The sequence below is a fragment of the Micromonospora sp. NPDC023888 genome (assembly GCF_040639415.1).
Taxonomy (GTDB): domain Bacteria; phylum Actinomycetota; class Actinomycetes; order Mycobacteriales; family Micromonosporaceae; genus Micromonospora.
On record NZ_JBEZZW010000007.1, the window covers coordinates 17,705 to 38,405 of the forward strand.

Annotated in this window: 18 protein-coding genes; all 18 read right to left on the reverse strand. The window is 69.9% G+C overall.

Annotated elements, in window-relative coordinates; genetic code table 11:
* Positions 1-51: 51 nt before the first annotated feature.
* Positions 52-1,605 (reverse strand): NADH-quinone oxidoreductase subunit NuoN, encoded by a 1,554-nt coding sequence (gene nuoN / locus AB0F61_RS08140; protein WP_357805100.1) that lies wholly within the window; start codon positions 1,603-1,605, stop codon positions 52-54.
* The gene (locus tag AB0F61_RS08145; protein ID WP_357805103.1) at positions 1,602-3,134 is read right to left on the reverse strand and encodes an NADH-quinone oxidoreductase subunit M; all 1,533 of its coding nucleotides are present in this window, start codon (positions 3,132-3,134) and stop codon (positions 1,602-1,604) included. The genes nuoN and AB0F61_RS08145 overlap by 4 nt, the downstream gene beginning before the upstream one ends.
* A gap of 64 nt (positions 3,135-3,198) precedes the next feature.
* A complete protein-coding gene (nuoL, locus tag AB0F61_RS08150; protein WP_357805105.1) occupies positions 3,199-5,124 on the reverse strand; it encodes an NADH-quinone oxidoreductase subunit L in 1,926 nt (641 codons plus the stop codon).
* A 12-nt stretch (positions 5,125-5,136) separates the two neighbouring features.
* Entirely contained in the window at positions 5,137-5,454 is a 318-nt protein-coding gene (gene nuoK / locus AB0F61_RS08155; RefSeq protein WP_357805108.1) for an NADH-quinone oxidoreductase subunit NuoK, read from the reverse strand.
* Positions 5,454-6,224 carry an NADH-quinone oxidoreductase subunit J gene (locus tag AB0F61_RS08160; protein ID WP_357805110.1) on the reverse strand — a complete coding sequence of 257 codons (771 nt, stop codon included), beginning with the start codon at positions 6,222-6,224 and terminating at the stop codon, positions 5,454-5,456. The genes nuoK and AB0F61_RS08160 overlap by 1 nt, the downstream gene beginning before the upstream one ends.
* Positions 6,221-6,862 (reverse strand): NADH-quinone oxidoreductase subunit NuoI, encoded by a 642-nt coding sequence (gene nuoI / locus AB0F61_RS08165; protein ID WP_357484594.1) that lies wholly within the window; start codon positions 6,860-6,862, stop codon positions 6,221-6,223. The genes AB0F61_RS08160 and nuoI overlap by 4 nt, the downstream gene beginning before the upstream one ends.
* Position 6,863: 1 nt before the next feature.
* Positions 6,864-8,216, reverse strand: coding sequence for an NADH-quinone oxidoreductase subunit NuoH (nuoH, locus tag AB0F61_RS08170; RefSeq protein WP_357805113.1), 1,353 nt, complete (start codon positions 8,214-8,216; stop codon positions 6,864-6,866).
* Positions 8,213-10,720, reverse strand: coding sequence for an NADH-quinone oxidoreductase subunit G (locus AB0F61_RS08175; RefSeq protein ID WP_357805116.1), 2,508 nt, complete (start codon positions 10,718-10,720; stop codon positions 8,213-8,215). Before AB0F61_RS08175 ends, nuoH begins: the two co-directional genes overlap by 4 nt.
* Complete coding sequence (nuoF, locus tag AB0F61_RS08180; protein WP_357805118.1) at positions 10,720-12,036, reverse strand: NADH-quinone oxidoreductase subunit NuoF; 1,317 nt, start codon at positions 12,034-12,036, stop codon at positions 10,720-10,722. Before nuoF ends, AB0F61_RS08175 begins: the two co-directional genes overlap by 1 nt.
* Complete coding sequence (nuoE, locus tag AB0F61_RS08185) at positions 12,033-13,187, reverse strand: NADH-quinone oxidoreductase subunit NuoE (RefSeq protein ID WP_357805121.1); 1,155 nt, start codon at positions 13,185-13,187, stop codon at positions 12,033-12,035. The genes nuoF and nuoE overlap by 4 nt, the downstream gene beginning before the upstream one ends.
* Positions 13,184-14,509 (reverse strand): NADH-quinone oxidoreductase subunit D, encoded by a 1,326-nt coding sequence (locus AB0F61_RS08190; RefSeq protein ID WP_355027401.1) that lies wholly within the window; start codon positions 14,507-14,509, stop codon positions 13,184-13,186. Before AB0F61_RS08190 ends, nuoE begins: the two co-directional genes overlap by 4 nt.
* The gene (locus AB0F61_RS08195; RefSeq protein ID WP_357805124.1) at positions 14,506-15,243 is read right to left on the reverse strand and encodes an NADH-quinone oxidoreductase subunit C; all 738 of its coding nucleotides are present in this window, start codon (positions 15,241-15,243) and stop codon (positions 14,506-14,508) included. The genes AB0F61_RS08190 and AB0F61_RS08195 overlap by 4 nt, the downstream gene beginning before the upstream one ends.
* Positions 15,240-15,917, reverse strand: coding sequence for an NADH-quinone oxidoreductase subunit B (locus AB0F61_RS08200; protein ID WP_151489187.1), 678 nt, complete (start codon positions 15,915-15,917; stop codon positions 15,240-15,242). The genes AB0F61_RS08195 and AB0F61_RS08200 overlap by 4 nt, the downstream gene beginning before the upstream one ends.
* 12 nt (positions 15,918-15,929) lie before the next feature.
* Positions 15,930-16,295 (reverse strand): NADH-quinone oxidoreductase subunit A, encoded by a 366-nt coding sequence (locus AB0F61_RS08205; protein WP_007454588.1) that lies wholly within the window; start codon positions 16,293-16,295, stop codon positions 15,930-15,932.
* Between the two features lie 135 nt (positions 16,296-16,430).
* Positions 16,431-17,708 carry a geranylgeranyl reductase family protein gene (locus AB0F61_RS08210; protein ID WP_357805127.1) on the reverse strand — a complete coding sequence of 426 codons (1,278 nt, stop codon included), beginning with the start codon at positions 17,706-17,708 and terminating at the stop codon, positions 16,431-16,433.
* Between the two features lie 139 nt (positions 17,709-17,847).
* On the reverse strand, positions 17,848-18,072 hold the full coding sequence (locus tag AB0F61_RS08215) for a hypothetical protein (protein ID WP_355027404.1): 225 nt from the start codon (positions 18,070-18,072) through the stop codon (positions 17,848-17,850).
* Between the two features lie 79 nt (positions 18,073-18,151).
* Positions 18,152-18,862: a demethylmenaquinone methyltransferase gene (locus tag AB0F61_RS08220; protein ID WP_357805131.1), complete on the reverse strand. Its 711-nt coding sequence runs from the start codon at positions 18,860-18,862 to the stop codon at positions 18,152-18,154.
* A gap of 139 nt (positions 18,863-19,001) precedes the next feature.
* Positions 19,002-20,321, reverse strand: a complete 1,320-nt coding sequence (locus AB0F61_RS08225) for an LPXTG cell wall anchor domain-containing protein (protein ID WP_357805133.1) — start codon at positions 20,319-20,321, stop codon at positions 19,002-19,004.
* Positions 20,322-20,701: the final 380 nt, after the last annotated feature.

Consider the following 20,701-nt stretch of genomic DNA (forward strand, 5'->3'; position numbering starts at 1 on the left):
CCGGGGGTCGGCACGTGAACACGCGCCGACCCCCGATGATCGATCCCTCGGTCATCTAACGAATTCGGCAGCTCCGGTAGCCAGATCGAGCAGCGGCGCCGGGGCGACACCCAGCACCAGGGTCGCCAGCACACCGATCATCAACGCGGCGGAGGTGAGCCCACCGGGGACGGTGACGGTCGGGGTGGACTCGCCCGGCTCGGACAGCCACATCATCACCACGACCCGCAGGTACGGGAACGCCAGCACCATGCTGGTCAGCACACCGGCGATCACCAGCCAGGTCTGACCACCCTCCAGCGCCGGCCCGAAGACCGCGAACTTGCTCATGAAGCCACTGGTCAGCGGGATACCGGCGAAGGCCAGCAGGATGAAGGTGAACAGGGCGGCGAAGAACGGCGAGCGGCGGCCCAGCCCGGCCCACCGGGACAGGTGGGTGGCCTCCCCGTCGGCGTCGCGCACCAGGGTCACCACCGCGAACGCGGCGAGCACCGAGAAGCCGTACGCGACCAGGTAGAACATCGTGCCGGCCAGCCCGTCGCGGCTCGGCGCCAGCACCCCGACCAGCAGGTAGCCGGCGTTGGCGATCGAGGAGTACGCGAGCAGCCGCTTGATGTCGGTCTGGGTGACCGCGAGCACCGCGCCGACAAGCATGGTCAGCACCGCCACCACGCCGAGGACCGGGGTGAAGTCCCAGTTGGCGCCGGCGAACGCGACGTGGAAGACACGCAGCAGGGCACCGAACGCGGCGACCTTGGTGCAGGCGGCCATGAAACCGGTGACCGGGGTCGGCGCGCCCTGGTAGACGTCCGGGGTCCACACGTGGAACGGCGCCGCCGCGGCCTTGAAGAGCAGCCCGATGGCGAGCAGCGCCATGCCGGCGAAGAGCAGCACCTCGCTGGCCGGCGAGTCGCTCACCGCCGCGTTGATGGTGGCGAAGTCGACGCCGGCCACCCGACCGGGGATACCGGCGGTGAAGCCGTAGATCAGGGCCACGCCGAACAGGAAGAAGGCGGAGGCGTACGCGCCGAGCAGGAAGTACTTCATCGCCGCCTCCTGGCTCAGCAGGCGGCGGCGACGGGCCAGCGCGCAGAGCAGGTAGAGCGGCAGGGAGAAGACTTCGAGCGCGATGAACATGGTCAGCAGGTCGTTCGCCGCCACGAAGATCAGCATGCCGCCGATCGCGAACGTGGTGAGCGGGTAGACCTCGGTGAGGCCGTTGCGCCCCTCGGCCTGCCGCCGGTCGTCGGCGGACTCGGCGGTCACCGCGGCCTGGGCGACGAACGCCCCGCCCAACTCGACCGAGCGGTCACCGATCAGCAGCAGCGCCATCGCGGCCAGCACCAGGATCGCGCCCTGGAGGAACAGCGTCGGGCCGTCGATCGCGAGGGCCTGGCCGGCGGTGATCATCCGCTCGTCGGCGTTGAGCACCACCATGGTCAGCGCCGCGAGCACCGCCAACAGCGCCAGCGTCAACTGCACGACGTGCCGCAGGCGCCGGGGCACGAAGGCCTCGACGAGCACGCCGAGCAACGCGGTGCTCAGCATGATCAAAATCGGAGAGAGCGCCGCGTAGTCGATCGACGGCAACTTGAAATCGGTCACTTTGCCGCCTCCTGGACGGTGCCGACCGACGGGGCCGGGTCGGTTCTGCCGATGTCGTCCATGGTCGCCTGGACAGCCGGGTTGATCACGTCAGTGACCGGCTTGGGGAAGAAGCCGAGCAGCACGATCAGTGCGATGAGTGGAGCGACCACGACCTTCTCACGCAGGTTCAGGTCCCGGCGCATGCCGTCGACCTCGGTGAGCGTCGGGTTGAGAGTGCCCTGGGTGGTGCGCTGCACCATCCACAACACGTACGCGGCGGCCAGGATGATCCCGAGCGTGGCGATGATCGCGACCGGCTTGTTCACCGTGAAGGTGCCGATCAGCACCAGGAACTCGGAGATGAACGGCGCCGTACCGGGCAGCGCGAGCGAGGCGAGACCGGCGAAGAAGAGCACCCCGGCGAGCACCGGGACCAGCTTGCCGGCGCCACCGAAGTCGCTGATCAGCGCGGAACCACGCCGCGAGATCAGCATGCCCACCACCAGGAACAGCAGGCCCGTCGCCAGACCGTGGTTGAGCATGTAGAGCACCGCGCCGGTGCCGGCCTGGGTGGTGAAGGCGAAGATACCCACCCCGATGAACCCGAAGTGCGCGATCGAGGTGTACGACACCAGCCGCTTGAGGTCGTTCTGGCCGACCGCCAGCAGCGCCGCGTAGACGATGCCGATCACGCCCAACGCCAGCGCCCACGGCGCGAACCACTTCGACGCCTCCGGGAACAGCGGCAGGCAGTACCGCAGGATGCCGAACGTGCCGACCTTGTCCAGTACGCCGACGAGCAGGGCCGCGGCACCCGCCGGGGCCGCACCACCGGCGTCCGGCAACCAGGTGTGGAACGGGAAGAACGGGGCCTTGATGGCGAACGCGAGGAAGAAGCCGAGGAACAGCCACCGCTCGGTGCCGGTGCTGATGTCGACCTCCGACAGCGCCTGCCAGTCGAAGGTCTTGCCGCCGACCACCCACAACCCGATCACGGCGGCCAGCATGAACAGACCGCCGACGAGCGAGTAGAGGAAGAACTTCACCGCCGCGTACTGCCGCTGGTGGCCGCCGTAGCTGCCGATCAGGAAGTACATCGGGACCAGCATGACCTCGAAGAACACGTAGAACAGGAAGACGTCGGCGGCCGCGAAGACACCGATCATCGTGCATTCGAGGACCAGCAGCAGCGCGAAGTAGACAGGCACCGACCGCTTGGAGGACTCGGCGTCATGCCAGGAGGCCAGGATCACCAGCGGCACCAGGACCGCGATCAGCATCAGCATCACCAACGCGATGCCGTCGGTGGCGAAGGTGAAGCTGACGCCCCAGTCCGGGATCCACGAGTACGACTCGCGGAACTGGAACCGCTTACCGCCGGCGTTGAAGCTGACCCACATCGCCACCGAGAGCGCCAGCACCAGCAGCGACCAGACGAACGCCACCTGCTTGGCCAGCTCCGGCCGATGGCGCGGCAGGAAGGCCACCACCAGGGCGCCCACCAGTGGCGCCACGGTGAGCACCGAGAGGAACGGGAAGTTGGACATTATGCGGCCTTACCTCCGTCGTCACTGCGTGGTCCGCCGGCGGGGGCGGCCGGGAACAGGTCGATCACGCCAACCACCCCGCCTGCACCGCCAGGAACGCCGCCATCACCAGCAGCGCACCGGCCAGGATCGAGGTGGCGTACGAGCGGACGAAGCCGGTCTGCATCCGCCGGAGCCGACCCGAGCCGCCGCCGACCGCGGCGGCGAGCCCGTTCACCAGCCCGTCGATGCCCCGGTTGTCGAGGTAGACAAGCGCCCGGGTGAGGAAGATGCCCGGCTTCTCGAAGACCGCCTCGTTCACCGCGTCCGCGTACAGGTTGCGCCGCGCGGCGGTGACAAGCACCCCGGCCGGCTGCGGTGCGGTGGCCGTACCGGCCCGGAACAGGAACCAGGCCAACCCTGCGCCGAGCACGGTCACCAGCAGCGACAGCGTCGTGATCACGGCGTGCGAGAGGACCGCCTCGTGTTCCGCGTGCTCGCCGCCCAGGCCGGCGGTCGCCGTCAGCCAGTCCGGCACCGAGGTGGAGAGCAGGAAACCAGCGCCGACCGAACCGGCCGCCAGCAGGATCAGCGGGATGGTCATCAGCTTCGGCGACTCGTGCGGGTGTTCGATGTCGTCGGTCCAGCGCTTCGGGCCGTGGAAGGTGAGCACGAACAGCCGGGTCATGTAGAACGCGGTGAGCCCCGCGCCGAGCAGCGCCGCCCCGCCGAAGAGCCAGGCGGTCCAGTCCTCCCGCTCGAAGGCGGCCACGATGATCGGCTCCTTGGAGAAGAAGCCGGAGAACGGGAACATGCCGATGATGGCCAGCCAGCCCATCATGAAGGTCAACCAGGTGACCTTCATGTACGTCGACAGCCCGCCGAAGCGGCGGATGTCGACCTGGTCCTTCATCCCGTGCATCACCGAGCCGGCGCCCAGGAACATGTTGGCCTTGAAGAACCCGTGCGCCAGCAGGTGCACGATGGCGAGCGCGTACGCCCCGCCGCCCAGGCCGACACCGAGGAACATGTAGCCGATCTGGCTCACCGTCGACCAGGCGAGCACCCGCTTGATGTCGTCCTTGGCCGCGCCGATGATGCAGCCCATCAGCAGGGTGAGCGCACCGACGCTCACCACCACGAGCTGGAGCGTCGAGTTGGCGGAGAAGACCGGGTTGGACCGGGCGATCAGGTAGACGCCCGCGGTGACCATGGTGGCGGCGTGGATGAGCGCCGACACCGGGGTGGGGCCCTCCATCGCGTCCGGCAACCATGCCTGGAGCGGGAACTGACCGGACTTGCCGGCCGCACCGAGCAGCAGCAGCAGACCGAGGACCAGCACCGTGGCGCCGGTCAGCGCACCGACACCGTTGAACACCTCGTCGTACTGGGTGGTGCCCAGGGTGGCGAACATGATGAAGATCGCGATGGCCAGGCCGGCGTCGCCGACCCGGTTCATCAGGAACGCCTTCTTGCCGGCGGTGGCCGCGCTAGGCCGCTCGTACCAGAAGGAGATCAGCAGGTACGACGCCAGACCGACGCCCTCCCAGCCGACGTAGAGCATCACGTAGTTGTTGCCGAGCACCAGCAGCAGCATCGCCGCGACGAACAGGTTGAAGTACGCGAAGAAGCGGCGACGGCCCGCGTCGTGCGCCATGTACTCCACCGCGTACAGGTGGATCAGGAAGCCCACCCCGGTGATCAGTAGCACGAAGACCGCGGCCAGCGGGTCGAACAGCAGGCCGAAGTCGACCCGCAGGTCACCGACCGCGATGAAGTCCCAGAGGCTCAGCTCGACCGACTTGTTCTCCAGGCCGCGCAACTGGAAGAAGAACGTCAGGCCGAGCACGAACGCGGCACCGATGGCGGTGACGCCCAACCAGTGCCCCCAGCGGTCGGCCCGGCGGCCGAGCAGCAGCAGGATGGCCGCGCTGAGCAGCGGGATCGCCACCAGCAGCCAGACGCCCCCGAGCAGCCCCGTGGCCTGGGCGTATTCCACAGTCTCTTCCACCGGTGGACCCCTCTAGTACTTGAGCAGGTTGGCGTCGTCGACACTCGCCGAGCGTCGCGTCCGGAAGATGGACATGATGATCGCGAGCCCGACCACGACCTCGGCCGCCGCCACCACCATCACGAAGAACGCCATGATCTGACCGTTGAGATCACCGTTGATCCGGCTGAAGGTGACCAGCGTCAGGTTGGCCGCGTTGAGCATCAGCTCCACGCACATGAACAGCACGATCGCGTTGCGCCGGATCAACACCCCGGAGGCGCCGATGGTGAACAGCACCGCGGCGAGGACGAGGTAGTAGGTCGGCTCGACCGAGAAGAACGTTCCCATTACTTGTCCGTCCCCTTCAGCGAGGTCTCCTCGGCGGTCAGCTCGCGCTGCGGAAGGATCGCCGGGGTGCTGCGGTCGGTCAGGCGGCCGTCGGGCAGCCGCGCGGGGGTGGCCACCGACGAGGAGGTCGCGAAGACACCGGGGCCCGGCTTCGGGCCGGGGTAGTTGCCCGGGGCGAAGCGTGCCCGCATGGTCGACACCTGGTCGACCTTGTCCTGCTTCCGCCGCTCGACGTGGGCCAGCACCATGGCACCGACCGCAGCGGTGATCAGCAGCGCCGAGGTCAGCTCGAACGCGAAGACGTACTTGGTGAACAGCAGCCGGGCGATGCCCTGCACGTTCCCCTCGGTGTTGGCCTGCTCCAGGCCGACCGCTGTGGTCCCGTCCAGCGCCTGGTAGACGCCGGTGGCGACCAGGCCGGCGAAGCCCAGGCCGAGCACGATCGCGGCGACCCGCTGGCCGCGCAGCGTCTCGATGAGCGAGTCCGTGGAGTCCCGACCGACGAGCATCAGCACGAAGAGGAACAGCATCATGATCGCGCCGGTGTAGACGATGATCTGCACCATGCCGATGAACGGGCCGGCCTGGAGCACGTAGAACACGCCCAGGCAGAGCATGGTCAGCACCAGCCACAGCGCCGAGTGCACGGCGTTGCGCGCGGCCACCATCCCGACCCCGCCGATGAGCGCGAGCGGGGCGAGGATCCAGAAGGTGACCGCCTCGCCGCCGGAGACCGAACCGGCGGTGGCGAGCACCGTAGACGTGTTCATGCTCCCTCTCCCTTGCCGGCCGCGGCGCGCTGGGCGGCCTGCTCGGCGCCCGGGAACGTCACGCCGGGGTGCTCCTCGACCTGGTAGCGGCCCGGACCCATCGGGGACGTCTCCGCACCGGCCGAGGTGCCCGGGTTGTCCAACGCGCCGACGTAGTAGTCCTTCTCGCTGTCACCGAGCCGCATCGGGTGCGGTGGCTGCTCCATGCCCTCCAGCAACGGCGCGAGCAACTGCTCCTTGGTGAAGATCAGGTCCTGCCGGTTGTCCCGGGCCAGCTCGTACTCGTTGCTCATGGTGAGCGACCGGGTCGGGCAGGCCTCGATGCACAGCCCGCAGAAGATGCAGCGGGCGTAGTTGATCTGGTAGATGCTGGCGTACCGCTCACCCGGCGAGAAGCGCTGCTCGTCGGTGTTGTCGCCACCCTCGACGTAGATCGCGTCCGCCGGGCAGGCCCAGGCGCACAGCTCACAGCCGATGCACTTCTCCAGGCCGTCCGGGTGCCGGTTGAGGATGTGCCGCCCGTGGTAGCGCGGGGCCGACACCGGCGGCTTGAACGGGTAGTCGGTCGTGACGACCTTCCTGAACATGTGCGAGAAGGTGACACCGAATCCCTTGAACGTTCCGGTGATCGCGCCCACGTCACACCTCCCTGGAGTCCGAGCCGGCAACGATGTTTGCCGGCTCCCGCTCGGCGACCACGCGCGTGATACGCGGGCTCGGCGGTACCTGAAGATCCATCGGCGGCAGCGGGAAGCTCCCGTACGGCCGGTTGTCGACCTGTTCCTGCGTCGTCGGCTTCGGCTGCGGCCGGCGACTGGGCCAGAACAGCGTGGCGATGAGCAGGAGGCCGGCCGGGATGCTGACGGCGATCACCTTGCCGCGGGTGTCCCAGTCCTCGATGGAGCGCAGGCCCGACAGGACCAGGATCCAGACCAGGTTGATCGGCAGCAGGACCTTCCAGCCGAGGCGCATGAACTGGTCGTAGCGCAGCCGGGGCAGCGTGCCGCGCAGCCACACGAAGACGAAGACCAGCGCGATCACCTTGCCGAAGAACCAGAGCATCGGCCACCAACCGGAGTTGGCGCCTTCCCACAACGTGATCGGCCAGGGCGCGCGCCAACCGCCGAGGAACAGCGTCGTGGTGACCGCGGACATGGTCACCATCGCGACGTACTCACTGAGCATGAAGAGCGCGAACTTCAGCGAGCTGTACTCCGTCATGAAGCCCGCGACCAGCTCGGACTCGGCCTCGGGCAGGTCGAACGGCGCCCGGTTGGTCTCACCCACGGTGGCGATGAAGAAGATGACGAAGCTGGGCAGCAGCAGGATCGCGTACCAGCCCGGCGCCGGGATCTCGGTGCCGAAGATGGTCAGCCGGGTGGCGTCGCCCTGCGCGGCGACGATCCCGCTGGTGCTCATCGTGCCGGCGGTCATGAAGACAGCCACGATGCTCAGGCCCATGGCGACCTCGTAGGAGATCATCTGGGCGCTCGACCGCAGGCCGCCGAGGAGCGGGTACGTCGAGCCGGAGGCCCAGCCGCCCAGCACGATGCCGTAGACGCCCATCGACGAGCACGCCAGCAGCAGCAGCACCGCCACCGGCACGTCGGTGACCTGCAACGGCGTGTGGTGGCCGAAGATGCTCACCATCGGGCCGAACGGCACCACCGACAGGGCGGTGACCGCGCAGATCACCGAGATGGTCGGGGCGAAGAAGTAGACGACCTTGTCGGCCGCCTTCGGCAGGATGTCCTCCTTGAAGGCCATCTTCAGGCCGTCGGCGAGGGTCTGCAGCAGACCGAACGGGCCGACCTGGTTGGGGCCGGGCCGCACCTGCATGTAGCCGACCACGCGCCGCTCGAACCAGACGCCGAGCAGTGTGGCCAGCAGACCGAACGCGAACGCGAAGACGATCTTGCCGAGCACCAGCCACCACGGATCCCGGCCGAAGTCGGCAAGCGTCGGATCCTGCGCCAGGATTGACGGACTCACTGGACACCCCCAGCGTTGTGCATCGGACCCGGGAGACCGGTCTCGTCCGCCGGCACCCGCCCGGCCGGAACGACCGCGCTCGGTGCGGGAACGGAGATCCGGACGACCGCGCCGGACGTCGCCCCGAGGCTGCGTCGCACGGTCGAGCCGGGTGAGTTGGTCGGCAGCCAGACAACGCCGTCCGGCATCTCGGTGAGCTCGGCCGGCAGGGTCAGCGCCCCCCGGTCGGTGCCGACCGTGACCGCGTCGCCGTCGGCGACACCGAGCGCGTCGGCGGTGCCCTTGCCCAACCGGACCACCGGCGGACGAGCGGTGCCGGCGAGGTTCTCGTCACCCTCGGTCAGGCTGCCGAGGTCCACCAGTTGGTGCCAGGTGGACAGCACGGCTTCCCCGGCACCCGGGTGCGGCACCCGGGCCGGTGCCACCGACGGTGCGGACGGCCGCGACGTACGCGTCGCCGGAAGCGAGCCCAGCTCGCGGCGCACGCTCGGCACGTCAGCGGTGCCGAGCCGCACGTCGAGCAGCGCGGCCAGCGCGTCGAGCACCCGACCGTCGGTCATCGCGGCGGTGTTCAGCACCGCCTCGAACGGGCGCAGCCGACCCTCCCAGTCCAGGAAGCTGCCGGCCTTCTCGGCCACCGGGGCGACCGGCAGCACCACGTTCGCCCGCCGGGTCACCGCGGTGGGGCGCAGCTCCAGGCTGACCAGGAACGGCACCGCGTCCAGGGCGGCCTCGGCCAGTCGCGGGTCGGCCAGGTCGGCCGGGTCGACCCCGCCGACGACAAGCGCACCGAGCTGCCCGTTGGCGGCGGCGTTGAGGATGCCGTCGGTGTCCCGACCGGCCTGGCTCGGGATCACCCCGGCCGGGATGTCCCACGCCTCACCCAGCTCGGCGCGGGCGGCCGGCTCGTTGACCAGGCGTCCACCGGGGAGCAGGTTGGGCAGGCAGCCCGCGTCGACAGCGCCGCGGTCACCCGCGCGCCGCGGCACCCAGGCCAGCTTCGCGCCGGTACGCCGGGCCACGTCCGCCGCGGCGGAGAGCCCGCCCGGCACACTTGCCAACCGCTCGCCGACGATCAGGATCGCGCCCGGTGCGCTCAGCGCCTCGGCGACCGTCGCGTGCTCGGCGAGCACGCTGGCCTCCTCGCCCGGCACGACCCGGGCCAGCTTGGCGCCGAGCTTCTCCAGGCCGCGGGTGGCGAACGGCGCCAGCGCGTACACCGTCAGGGTCTTCTTCAGGTACGCCTTGCGCAGCCGCAGGAAGAGGATCGGGCACTCCTCCTCCGGCTCCAGGCCGACGAGCACCACCGCCGGCGCGTTCTCCACGTCGGTGTAGGTGACGTCGGTGACCCCGGCGACCGAGCTGGCCAGGAAGTCGGCCTCCTCGCGGGAGACCGGCCGGGCCCGGAAGTCGATGTCGTTCGTGTTCAGGGCGACCCGGGCGAACTTCGCGTACGCGTACGCGTCCTCGACCGTCAGCCGGCCGCCGGTGAGCACCGCCGTGCCCTGCCCACCCTCCCGAGCGGCGTGCAGCCCCTCGGCGGCCACGGTGAGTGCCTCACTCCAGGACGCCTCGCGCAGCTCACCGGTGCGCTCGTCGCGGACCAGCGGGGTGGTGAGCCGGTCGGTGGCCCGGGTGTACTGGAAGCCCCACCGGCCCTTGTCGCAGTTCCACTCCTCGTTGACCGCGGGCTCGTCGCCGGCCAGCCGGCGCAGCACCTTGCCGCGCCGCCAGTCGGTGCGCTGCCCGCAGCCGGCCGAGCAGTGCTCGCAGACGCTCGGGCTGGAGACCAGGTCGAACGGGCGGGCCCGGAACCGGTACTGCGCACCGGTGAGCGCGCCCACCGGGCAGATCTGCACTGTGTTGCCGGAGAAGTAGGAGTTGAACGGGACGTCGCCGGCGTCGCCCTCTTCGCCGTACGCGTCGTCCCGGTAGATGTTGATCTCTTCGGCGGACGACCGGCCCATCAGGTCGATGAACTTGTCGCCGGCGATCTCCTCGGAGAAGCGGGTGCACCGCTGGCAGAGGACACAGCGCTCGCGGTCCAGCAGCACCTGGCTGCTGATCGCCATCGGCTTCTCGTACTCCCGCTTGTGCTCGTGGAAGCGCGAGTCGGTGCGGCCGGTGGACATCGCCTGGTTCTGGAGCGGGCACTCGCCGCCCTTGTCACACATCGGGCAGTCCAGCGGGTGGTTGAGCAGCAGCAGCTCCATCACCCCCTCCTGCGCCTTCTTGGCGACCGGGGAGGTGAGCTGGGTCCGTACGACCATGCCGTCGGCGACGGTCTGGGTGCAGGAGGCGACCGGCTTGCGCTGCCCCTCCACCTCGACCAGGCACTGCCGGCACGCGCCGGCCGGGGCCAGCAGCGGGTGGTCGCAGAACCGGGGGATCTCGGTGCCCATCTGCTCGGCGGCCCGGATCAGCAGCGTCCCCTTGGGGGCGGTGACCTCGACGCCGTCGATGGTGAGCGTGACGGTCTCGGTCTGCTTTGCTACGTCGGTCATTAGTGGGCTCCCACCAGCTGCTTGTCCGACAGCTTCGGCGCGGTACGTCCCTCGATGTAGTCGAGGTAGTCCTGCTTGAAGTACTTCAGTGACGAGGTCACCGAGCTGGTCGCGCCGTCACCGAGGCCGCAGAACGAGCGGCCCAGGATGTTGTCGCAGGTGTCCAGCAGGGTGTCCAGGTCCTCGTGGGTGCCCTGACCGGCGAGGATCCGTCGGTAGACCCGGACCATCCAGTAGTTGCCCTCCCGGCACGGGGTGCACTTGCCGCACGACTCGTGGTGGTAGAACTCCAGCCACCGGTACGTCGCGTAGACCGGGCAGTCCTGGTCGGAGAAGATCTGGGTGGCAGTGGTGCCGAGGATCGAGCCGGCCGCCGCCACGCCCTCGAAGTCGAGCGGCACGTCCAGGTGCTCGGCGGCGAGCAGGGGCGTCGACGACCCGCCCGGTGTCCAGAACCGCAGGTTGTGACCGGGCTGCATCCCGCCGGCCAGCTCCAGCAGCTCGCGCAGCGTGACGCCCATCGAGCACTCGTACTGACCCGGGTTGACGATCCGGCCGGACAGCGAGTAGATCATCGGCCCGGAGGACTTCTCGGTGCCCATGGATTTCCACCAGTCGGCCCCACCGAGCACGATCGGCGGCACGCTGGCGATGGTGCCGACGTTGTTGACCACCGTCGGGCTCGCGTACAGGCCGTGGGTGGCCGGGAACGGCGGGCGCAGCCGGGGCTGCCCCCGGAACCCCTCCAGCGAGTCCAGCAGCGCCGTCTCCTCGCCGCAGATGTACGCCCCGGCGCCGGAGTGCACCACCAGCTCCAGGTCGTAGCCGCTGCGCAGGATGTTCCGGCCCAGGTAACCCTTGTCGTACGCCTCCTGGACCGCGTTGCGCAGCCGGCGCGCGGCGTGCACCGCCTCGCCCCGGATGTAGATGTAGGCGCGGCTGGCCCGGATCGCGTACGACGCGATGATCACGCCCTCGACCAGCGCGTGCGGGTCGTGGGTCATCAGCGGCAGGTCCTTGCAGGTGCCCGGCTCGCCCTCGTCGGCGTTGACCACCAGGTAGTGCGGCTTGCCGTCGCCCTGGGGGATGAAGCCCCACTTGAGGCCGGTCGGGAAGCCGGCGCCACCTCGGCCGCGCAGCCCCGAGTCCTTGATGAGCTGGATCAGGTCGTCCGGGTGGGCCTTGAGCGCCTTGCGCAGGGCGGCGTAGCCGTCGAGCTGCTCGTACGTGCCGATACGCCAGGCGTCCGGCGACAGCCAGCGCTTGGTGAGCACCGGCGTCAGCTTGGCCACGGTCTCCGGGCGGGGAGTGGTCACTTCTGGGCCCCCGTTTCGTTCGCGTCCGCCGGTCCGGCGCCGTCGGCGTCCGTGCCAGCCTTCGCTTCGGTGAGGTTGCGCTCCTGCGCCCCGGCCTCGTCGCCGGCGGGCTTGCCGTCGCCGGCCGGCGGGTTGGCCGCCACGCCGGCGGCCTCGGCCGACCGCGCGTCGCCTGCCTCGGGCGCGGTGCCGTCCGCCGGGACCTTGGTGCCCGGGGCGTCCGGCACCGCAGTGGCCGCGTCCGGCTGCCGGGTCTCGGCGGTACGCACCTGCGGCGACTTGTCGTCCGGTGCCTTGACGTCCCGCGTGGTGCTGCCGGTGGCGTCTGCCGGCTTCGCCGGCTCGGTGGCTCCGGTCGGCGCGGACGCCCCGTCGCCACCCTTGACCGGTGCCGCGCTGGCCTCGGCGGGTGCCGGCTTGGCGGCCTCCGCCTTCGCCTTCGCCTCGGCGGCGGCCTTGTCCGCCTCGGCCTTGCTCCGGATCGGGGTGTTCGGGTCGAAGCCCGGCACCGAGACGCCGTGCTGCTGTGCCAGCCGCAGCCCGCGCAGGGTCGGCTCGCCCGGACCGCCGTCGGCGACCGCGCCGTCGCGCTCGTCGGCGAAACCGGCGAGCTGCACCGCCATCTCCTTGAGGGTGCAGAGCCGGGCGCCGCGGGTCGGCATCGGCCGCCCGCCCGCCCGCAGCTCGTCGACGACACCGACAGCGGTGGACGCGTCCACGCCGTCGAAGAAGTCGTAGTTGACGGTCATCACCGGGCCGTAGTCGCACGCCGCCAGGCACTCGGCGTGCTCCAACGTGATCGTGCCGTCGGCGGTGGTCTCGTCGTGCCCGACGCCCAGGTGCGCGGAGAGGGTGTCGTAGACCTCCTGACCCCCGAGCACGTTGCACATGGTGTTGGTGCAGACGCTGACCAGGAAGTCACCGGTCGGCTTGCGCTTGTACATCGTGTAGAAGGTGGCCACCGCGCCGACCTGGGCCTTGTTCAGCCCGAGCACCTCGGCGCAGAACGCGACCCCGGCCGGGGAGACGTACCCCTCCTGCGCCTGGACCAGGTGCAGGAGCGGCAGCAACGCCGAGCGGGACCGGTCCGCCGGGTACCGGGCGATGATCTCGCGCGCCCGCTCCCGGGTCTCTTCAGTGAAAACACTCATCGGTCACAACCACCCATCACCGGGTCCAACGAGGCGCCGCCGGCGATCACGTCGGCGATCAGACCGCCCTCGGCCATCGCCGGGAGGGCCTGGAGGTTGACGAAGCTGGGCTCCCGGTAGTGCACCCGGTACGGCCGGGTGCCACCGTCGGAGACCGCGTGTACGCCCAACTCGCCGCGGGGCGCCTCGATGGCGACGTACACCTGGCCGGGCGGGACCCGGAAGCCCTCGGTCACCAGCTTGAAGTGGTGGATCAGCGACTCCATCGACTGACCCATGATCTTCGCGACGTGCTCCAGCGAGTTGCCCATGCCGTCCACGCCGATGGCGAGCTGCGCCGGCCAGGCGATCTTGCGGTCGGCGACCATCACCGGGCCCGGACGGAGCCGGTCCAGGGCCTGCTCGACAAGCTTCATCGACTCCCGGATCTCGGCGAGCCGGACCTGGTAACGACCCCACACGTCACCGTCGGGGTGGGTCGGCACGTCGAACTCGTACGTCTCGTAGCCGCAATACGGCATGGTCTTGCGCAGGTCCCAGGCGAGGCCGGCGGAGCGCAGCACCGGCCCGGTGATGCCGAGGGCCACGCAGCCGGTCACGTCCAGCACCGCGACGTTCTTCGTCCGCTCGGTCCAGATCGGCTGGCCGGAGAGCAGGTCCTCGTACTCCTTGAGCTTCTTCGGCATCATCTTGAGGAACTCGCGGATCTTGACGATCGCCGCGTCCGGGACGTCCTGCGCCACGCCGCCCGGTCGGACGTACGCGTGGTTCATCCGCAGGCCGGTGATGGTCTCGAAGATGTCGAGGATGTACTCCCGCTCGCGGAAGCCGTACAGCATGATCGAGATCGCGCCCAGCTCCATGCCGGTGGTGGCCAGCCAGACCAGGTGTGACGAGATCCGGTTGAGCTCCATCATCAGCACGCGGATGGTGGTGGCCCGCTCGGTGATGTCGTCGGTGATGCCGAGCAGCTTCTCGACGGCGAGCGCGTACGCCGTCTCGTTGAAGATCGGGGCGAGGTAGTCCATCCGGGTGACGAACGTCGAGCCCTGAACCCAGTTGCGGTATTCGAGGTTCTTCTCGATGCCGGTGTGCAGGTAGCCGATGACGGACCGGGCCTCGCGGACCGTCTCGCCCTCCAGCTCGAGGATCAGCCGCAGGACCCCGTGCGTGGACGGGTGCTGCGGACCCATGTTGACGACGATCCGCTCGTCGTTGATCGGGTCGGTGCCCGAGACGATGGTGTCCCAGTCCCCACCGGTGACGGTGAAGACCCGACCCTCGTCGGTCTCGCGCTCGCTGGCGTAGTTCGACGTCGTCACTGGTACGACCTCCGGGTGTCCGGCGGCTGGATCTCCGCGCCCTTGTACTCGACGGGGACACCGCCGAGCGGGTAGTCCTTGCGCTGCGGGTGGCCCTCCCAGTCGTCCGGCATGAGGATCCGGGTCAGGTTGGGGTGGCCGTCGAAGACGATGCCGAACATGTCGTACGCCTCCCGCTCCTGCCAGTCCGCCGTCGGGTAGACAGCGGTGACGCTGGGCAGGTGCGGGGCCTCGACGGAGACCGCGGCCTCCAGCCGGACCCGACGCCGGTACGTCATCGAGGTGAGCAGGTAGACCACGTGCAGCCGGCGCTCGTCGGCGCCCAGGTAGTCCACCCCGGACACCGAGGAGCACAGCTCGAACCGCAGCGCCAGGTCGTCCCGCATCACCTGGCAGACCTCGGCGATCCGTTCCGGGCGGACGTGCAGGGTCAGCTCGCCCCGGTCGACAACGACCTTCTCGATCGCGTCACCGAAGGCCGGGTACGCCTCCTCCAACGCGTCGCGGACCTCGTCGAAGTAGCCCCCGTACGGCCGGGACGCCTCCTCGATGGGCTGGCGCTGGCGGACCAGGCCGCCGTAGCCGGACACGTCGCCGGTGCCCTGGTTGCCGAACATCCCGCGACCGGCCGGGCTGGCCGGCGGGTACTCGGCCGGGGCGGTGCCGCTGGCGCCGGCCGGCGTGACCGGCACCGGCACCCCGCCGTCGTTGGGCTTGTCCGTGGGTGAGGTCATTTGGGGCCTGCCTGCGGGTGGAGGTGGTTCTGAGCGTTCATCCAGTTCTCGATCCGCAACTGCTCCTCGCGGCCCTCGCGGACCGCCCGGGTCCACTCGGCACGGCGGGTTTTGTCGCTGCGGTACGAGGAGGGCATGGAGCCGTAGGGCACTACCGGGACGTCACCGCGCTCCTGGCGGGCGGCCAGCATCTTGCGGCCGTTCGGGCCGAGCGGCTCATACATGATCTTCTCGCGGAGCTTGAGGATCGCGTCGATGAGCATCTCCGGCCGGGGCGGGCAGCCGGGGAGGTACATGTCGACGGGCACCACGTGGTCGACGCCCTGCACGATCGCGTAGTTGTTGAACATGCCGCCGCTGCTGGCGCAGACGCCCATGGAGAGCACCCAGCGGGGCTCGGCCATCTGGTCGTAGATCTGGCGCAGCACCGGAGCCATCTTCTGACTCACCCGGCCGGCCACGATCATCAGGTCGGCCTGTCGGGGGGACGCCCGGAAGACCTCCATGCCCCAGCGGCCCATGTCGTAGTGCGGACCACCGGCGGCCATCATCTCGATGGCGCAGCAGGCCAGGCCGAAGGTGGCGCCCCACACGGACGACTTCCGGGACCAGTTGACCAGCTTCTCCACCGAGGTGAGCAGGACGCCGGCGGGAAGCTTCTCCTCGATGCCCATGACGTTCCTTCCTCAGTCCCAGTCCAGGCCGCCGCGCCGCCACACGTAGGCGTACGCAACGAAGACCGCGACGATGAACAGGACCATCTCCACGAAGCCGAAGATCGGCAGGGCGTCGAACGAGACCGCCCAGGGGTAGAGGAAGATGATCTCGATGTCGAAGACGATGAAGAGCATCGCCGTCAGGTAGAACTTGATCGGGAACCGGCCGCCGCCGACCGGCTGCGGGCTGGGCTCGATGCCGCACTCGTAAGCCTCGAGTTTGGCCTTGTTGTAGCGCCGGGGACCGGCGAAGCGGGCGGCGCCAACGGAAAACAGCGAGAACGCCGCGGCGAGGGCGAACAGCCCGATGATCGGTGCGTAAGGCGAGAGCGACATCGTTTTCTCCTGCTCGTCCTTCCCTGCCCTCGGTGCTTGACGAAAATCACACTATTCACGTCCCTCGCAGTGGCAGTCGGCGGGGGTCGATCTTTGTCAGCGTCGGGGCCGTGACCAGCACCGATGCCGTCCTACTTATACGGCCGGGGCGACCTTCGTCATCGCGTTGATGACCCGGTCCATCGCGTCCCCGCCACGCGGGTCGGTCAGGTTGGCCAACAGCTTGAGCACGAAACGCATCAGCGTCGGGTGCGGCATGCCGTGTTTGGTGGCGATCCGCATGATCTCCGGGCGGCCGATCAGTTTCACGAAGATGCCGCCCAACCGGTAGTAACCGCCGAGGCGCGCCTTCAGCTCGTTCGGGTACGCCAGCAGCGCCCGCTCCCGCTCCGGCCCGGCCGGGCGGGCGAGGGCCTGGACCACGACCTCCGCGGCCAGCTCGCCGGATTCCATGGCGTACGCGATGCCCTCGCCGTTGAACGGGTTGACCATGCCGCCCGAGTCGCCGACGAGCAGCACCCCTCGGGTGTAGTGGGGCACCCGGTTGAAGCCCATCGGCAGCGCGGCGCCGAGGATCGGGCCGTCGGCGTTGGTCTCGTCGGTCATCCCCCAGTCTTCCGGGGTGTTGGCGAGCCAGTCGGTGAGCAGCCGGCGGTAGTTGGTCTTGCCGAACGCGGAGGACGAGTTGAGCACGCCGAGGCCGACGTTCACCCGCCCGTCGCCCAGGCCGAAGATCCAGCCGTACCCGGGCAGCAGGTTGTCGCCGCTGTCCTTGCTGCGCAGCTCCAGCCAGGACTCCAGGTAGTTGTCCTCGTGCTTGGCCGGCGAGCGGTAGTAGCGGCGGACGGCCACGCCGATCGGCCGGTCCTCCCGCTTGGCCAGCCCGAGCGCGAGCGGGAACCGGCCGGAGACGCCGTCCGCCGCGACGACGAGCGGGGCGTGGAACGTGGTCGGCTCCTTGCCCGGACCGACCTCCGCCTCGACGCCGGTGACCCGGCCGTCACCGTCGAGCACCGGGCCGAGCACGTTGACGTTCGTGCGCAGCTTCGCGCCGGCGGCCACCGCCCGCTGGGCGAGCAGGTCGTCGAAGTCCAGTCTCGTGCGCACCAGGCCGTAGTTGGGGAAGCTCGCCAGCTCCGGCCAGTCCAGCTCCAGACGCACCCCGCCGCCGATGACCCGCAGGCCACGGTTGTGCAGCCAGCCGGCCTCGGGTGAGGTGTCCACACCCATCCGGATGAGCTGGCGCACCGCGCGTGGGGTCAACCCGTCGCCGCAGACCTTCTCCCGGGGGAACTCGGTCTTCTCCAACAACAGCACCCGTACGCCGTGCCGGGCCAGGTGGTACGCAGTAGCTGATCCACCGGGACCGGCGCCCACGACAATGACGTCGGCGTCGTGTTCCACCGGGGTCATTCGCGCCTCCTCCCGCACGCTCGTGAAATGCTTCACAAGCCAGACGGGACGAGTGTATGACCGGCGTCATACCTGCGCAGGATCAGGGGTACCTAACTCGCCGATGTGACAGCCCTCGACCGTCCACAGCGGTCGGGTGTCAGGCCGGGCTGGGGGCGTCCAGACCCGCATCGACCCGGATGGCCTCCGGCAGATGCTCCCGGAGCGCACCGCCCGCCGCCCGGTCCAGTGCCGCCAACACCTCGGCGACCACCTGCCGGACCTCCACCGGATCGGCTCCCGCCAACGCACGCAGTTGCGCGACGAGTTCGGCCGCGTCGTCGTCGGTGGCGGCCACCGGGTCCGCCGGGTCTGCTCCGGTCATGCGAACGAGCGTACGGGGCAAAGTGGACTAAAGACCGATATTCGCGGAACCTGAGTAATGTCCGCGTCGGTCGCGGCGACTACTCGCGGATCCCCCGGTGCAGCGCCACCACACCACCGGTCAGGTTGCGCCACGCCACCCGTCCCCACCCGGCCGCGGCGACCCGGCCGGCCAGCGCGGCCTGCGCCGGCCAGGCCCGCACCGACTCGGCGAGGTAGACGTACGCGTCGGGGTTGCTCGACACCGCTCGGGCGACCACCGGCAGCGACCGCATCAGGTACGACAGGTAGACCGTCCGGAAGACCGGGTTGACCGGGGTGCTGAACTCGCAGATCGCCAACCGCCCACCCGGACGGGTGACCCGGGCCAACTCCCGCAGGGCCGCGTCGGTGTCGCTGACGTTGCGCAACGCGAAGGAGATGGTCACCGCGTCGAAACTGGCGTCGGCGAACGGCAGCCGCAGCGCGTCGCCGGCCAGCAGCGGCACCTCGGGACGGGCCCGCTTGCCGGCGTACAGCATGCCCAGGGACAGGTCGGCACCCACCGCGTACGCCCCGGACTGCGCCAGCTCCCGGGTCGAGACACCGGTGCCCGCGCCCACGTCCAGCACCCGCTCGCCCGGCCGCAGCCCGAGTGCCGCCCGGGTGGCCCGACGCCAGGACCGGTCCTGGCCGAAGGAGATCACCGTGTTGGTCAGGTCGTAGCGCTCCGCCACGCCGTCGAACATCGCGGCGACCTCGTGCGGCTGCTTGTCCAGACTGGCGCGCTGGCCCTGCGGGGAACGGCTCACCCCTCCACTCTGCCAGCCGCCCGCCAACCGACGCCCGTCGGGTGGTGCGGCACCCCCCGGTACGCGAAAGGGGCGGGGTGGTCGCCCACCCCGCCCTCGCGTCGTGCCGGCGTCCGGACGCCGACTGCCAGCGCCGCTGTCAGTCGGTCGGCTTCTCGTCGCTCGGGGCGACCAGGACGACCTTGCGCCGGCGGGAGAGCACCAGCAGCGCGCCGCCCACCAGCAGGATGAGGCCGCCGATGCCACCGATCAGGCCGACCTGCACACCCGTCACCGGCAGGCCACCACCACCGGAACCACCGCCACCGGCGGCCGGCGACGTGCTCGTGCCCGGCGTCGGCGTACCACCAGGACCGGGCGTACCGCTCGGCGTCGGGGTGGCCGTCCCGCCCGGGGTCGGCGTGGCGGTGGGCGTCGGGGTGGCCGTGGGCGTGGGCGTCGCGGTCGGGGTCGGGGTGGGGGTCGGCTGCGCGGTCAGGTCGACGAAGACGTCGAAGACCGCCTGGTTGTCGCCCTCGTCGACCTCGGTGAAGGCCTTGCGCTGGGCGCTGGTCGCCGGCTCGGGCTGCTCCTCGGCCTGACCCGTCGCACCGTCGAGACCGTGCGCGACAAGCTCACCGACCCGCAGCACCGGCTCGGTGACGTTCGCGCCGACCGTCACCCTGACGTCCGCCGTGTAGTACTCACCGGGCTTGATCACCGCGCCGTCGTCCTGGCAGAGCGCCTGGGCGACACCACCGAAGGTCTTCTGCGAGGTGCAGGCGTCCGGCAGAGTGGCGAAGGTGACGCCGGCCGGGAGCGTGAGCACGTAGGACAGGCCGGTGGCCGTGCTGCTGCCGTCGTTGTAGACCGCCCAGTCCAGCGGCACCGTCTCGCCGCGCCGGACCGGCCGCAGGTCGGGGTCATCGCCCTGGACGCCGTTCACCACGACGTTCGCGTAGACGTCCTGCACCCAGCTGGTCAGGTCGTAGCCGGGCGCGCCGACGGTGATGTCGTGCTCGACCGTGTTGTCCTTGCGGTTGGGGTCGGCGGTGGCCGACCTGATGGTGACCACGAGCGTGCCGGCCTCGCCGCGCGCACCAGTGGAGAAGAGCGGGATGCCGAAGTCCTCGCTGGTGCCGGCCGGCACGTCGCCGAGCGGGCAGGTGAACGTCCGACCCTTCACCTGGCAGCCGTCGGGCACGACCACCCCGATCGCGCTGTTCAACAGGTTGCTGGTGTCCACGGTGTAGCTGACGCCCTTGGCGGCGACCGTGCTCCGGGTGTTGTCGACCAGGAACTTGAACGGCTTGGCCTTGGCCGCCTTGACGCCCTCGGCCAACTCCGAACTGAGCGGCACCAGTGCCAGATCGGCCTGGTCGGCGGCCTGCGCCGGGACGGCCACGGTGGCCAGACCACCGGCCGCGAGCAGGGCCACCACACCAGCGCGGGCCAGGGCCGAGCGGTGGAACGCCGTCATCGGTCCCCCGGGGGGTAGGAAGAAAGATTGGTAGCGGAACGAGCGGACGTTATCGAACGTCGATCACGCACGCCAGCGTGCGCGGCCCTTTTCATCCGTCCGGACCGAGGTCCCCAGACGGTACGGGCGGGATGGTCACCCATCCCGCCCGTACCGCCGTGCGTTATATGAACGACCCGCAACGGGCCGATGGAGGACAGCCCACGAACGACCATCAAACCACCCGCCACCAGCACGATCACGCTGATTCAGCGGTCGACGGTGGTGACGGATACGAGCCGGGACGCTATCCGCCGACGATCACCTTCACCACCCCGCAGCGGACAGCCTGACGCTGCGGCGGCCGGGACCACCCGTACCGCCGGGGTGAGCCGGCGGGA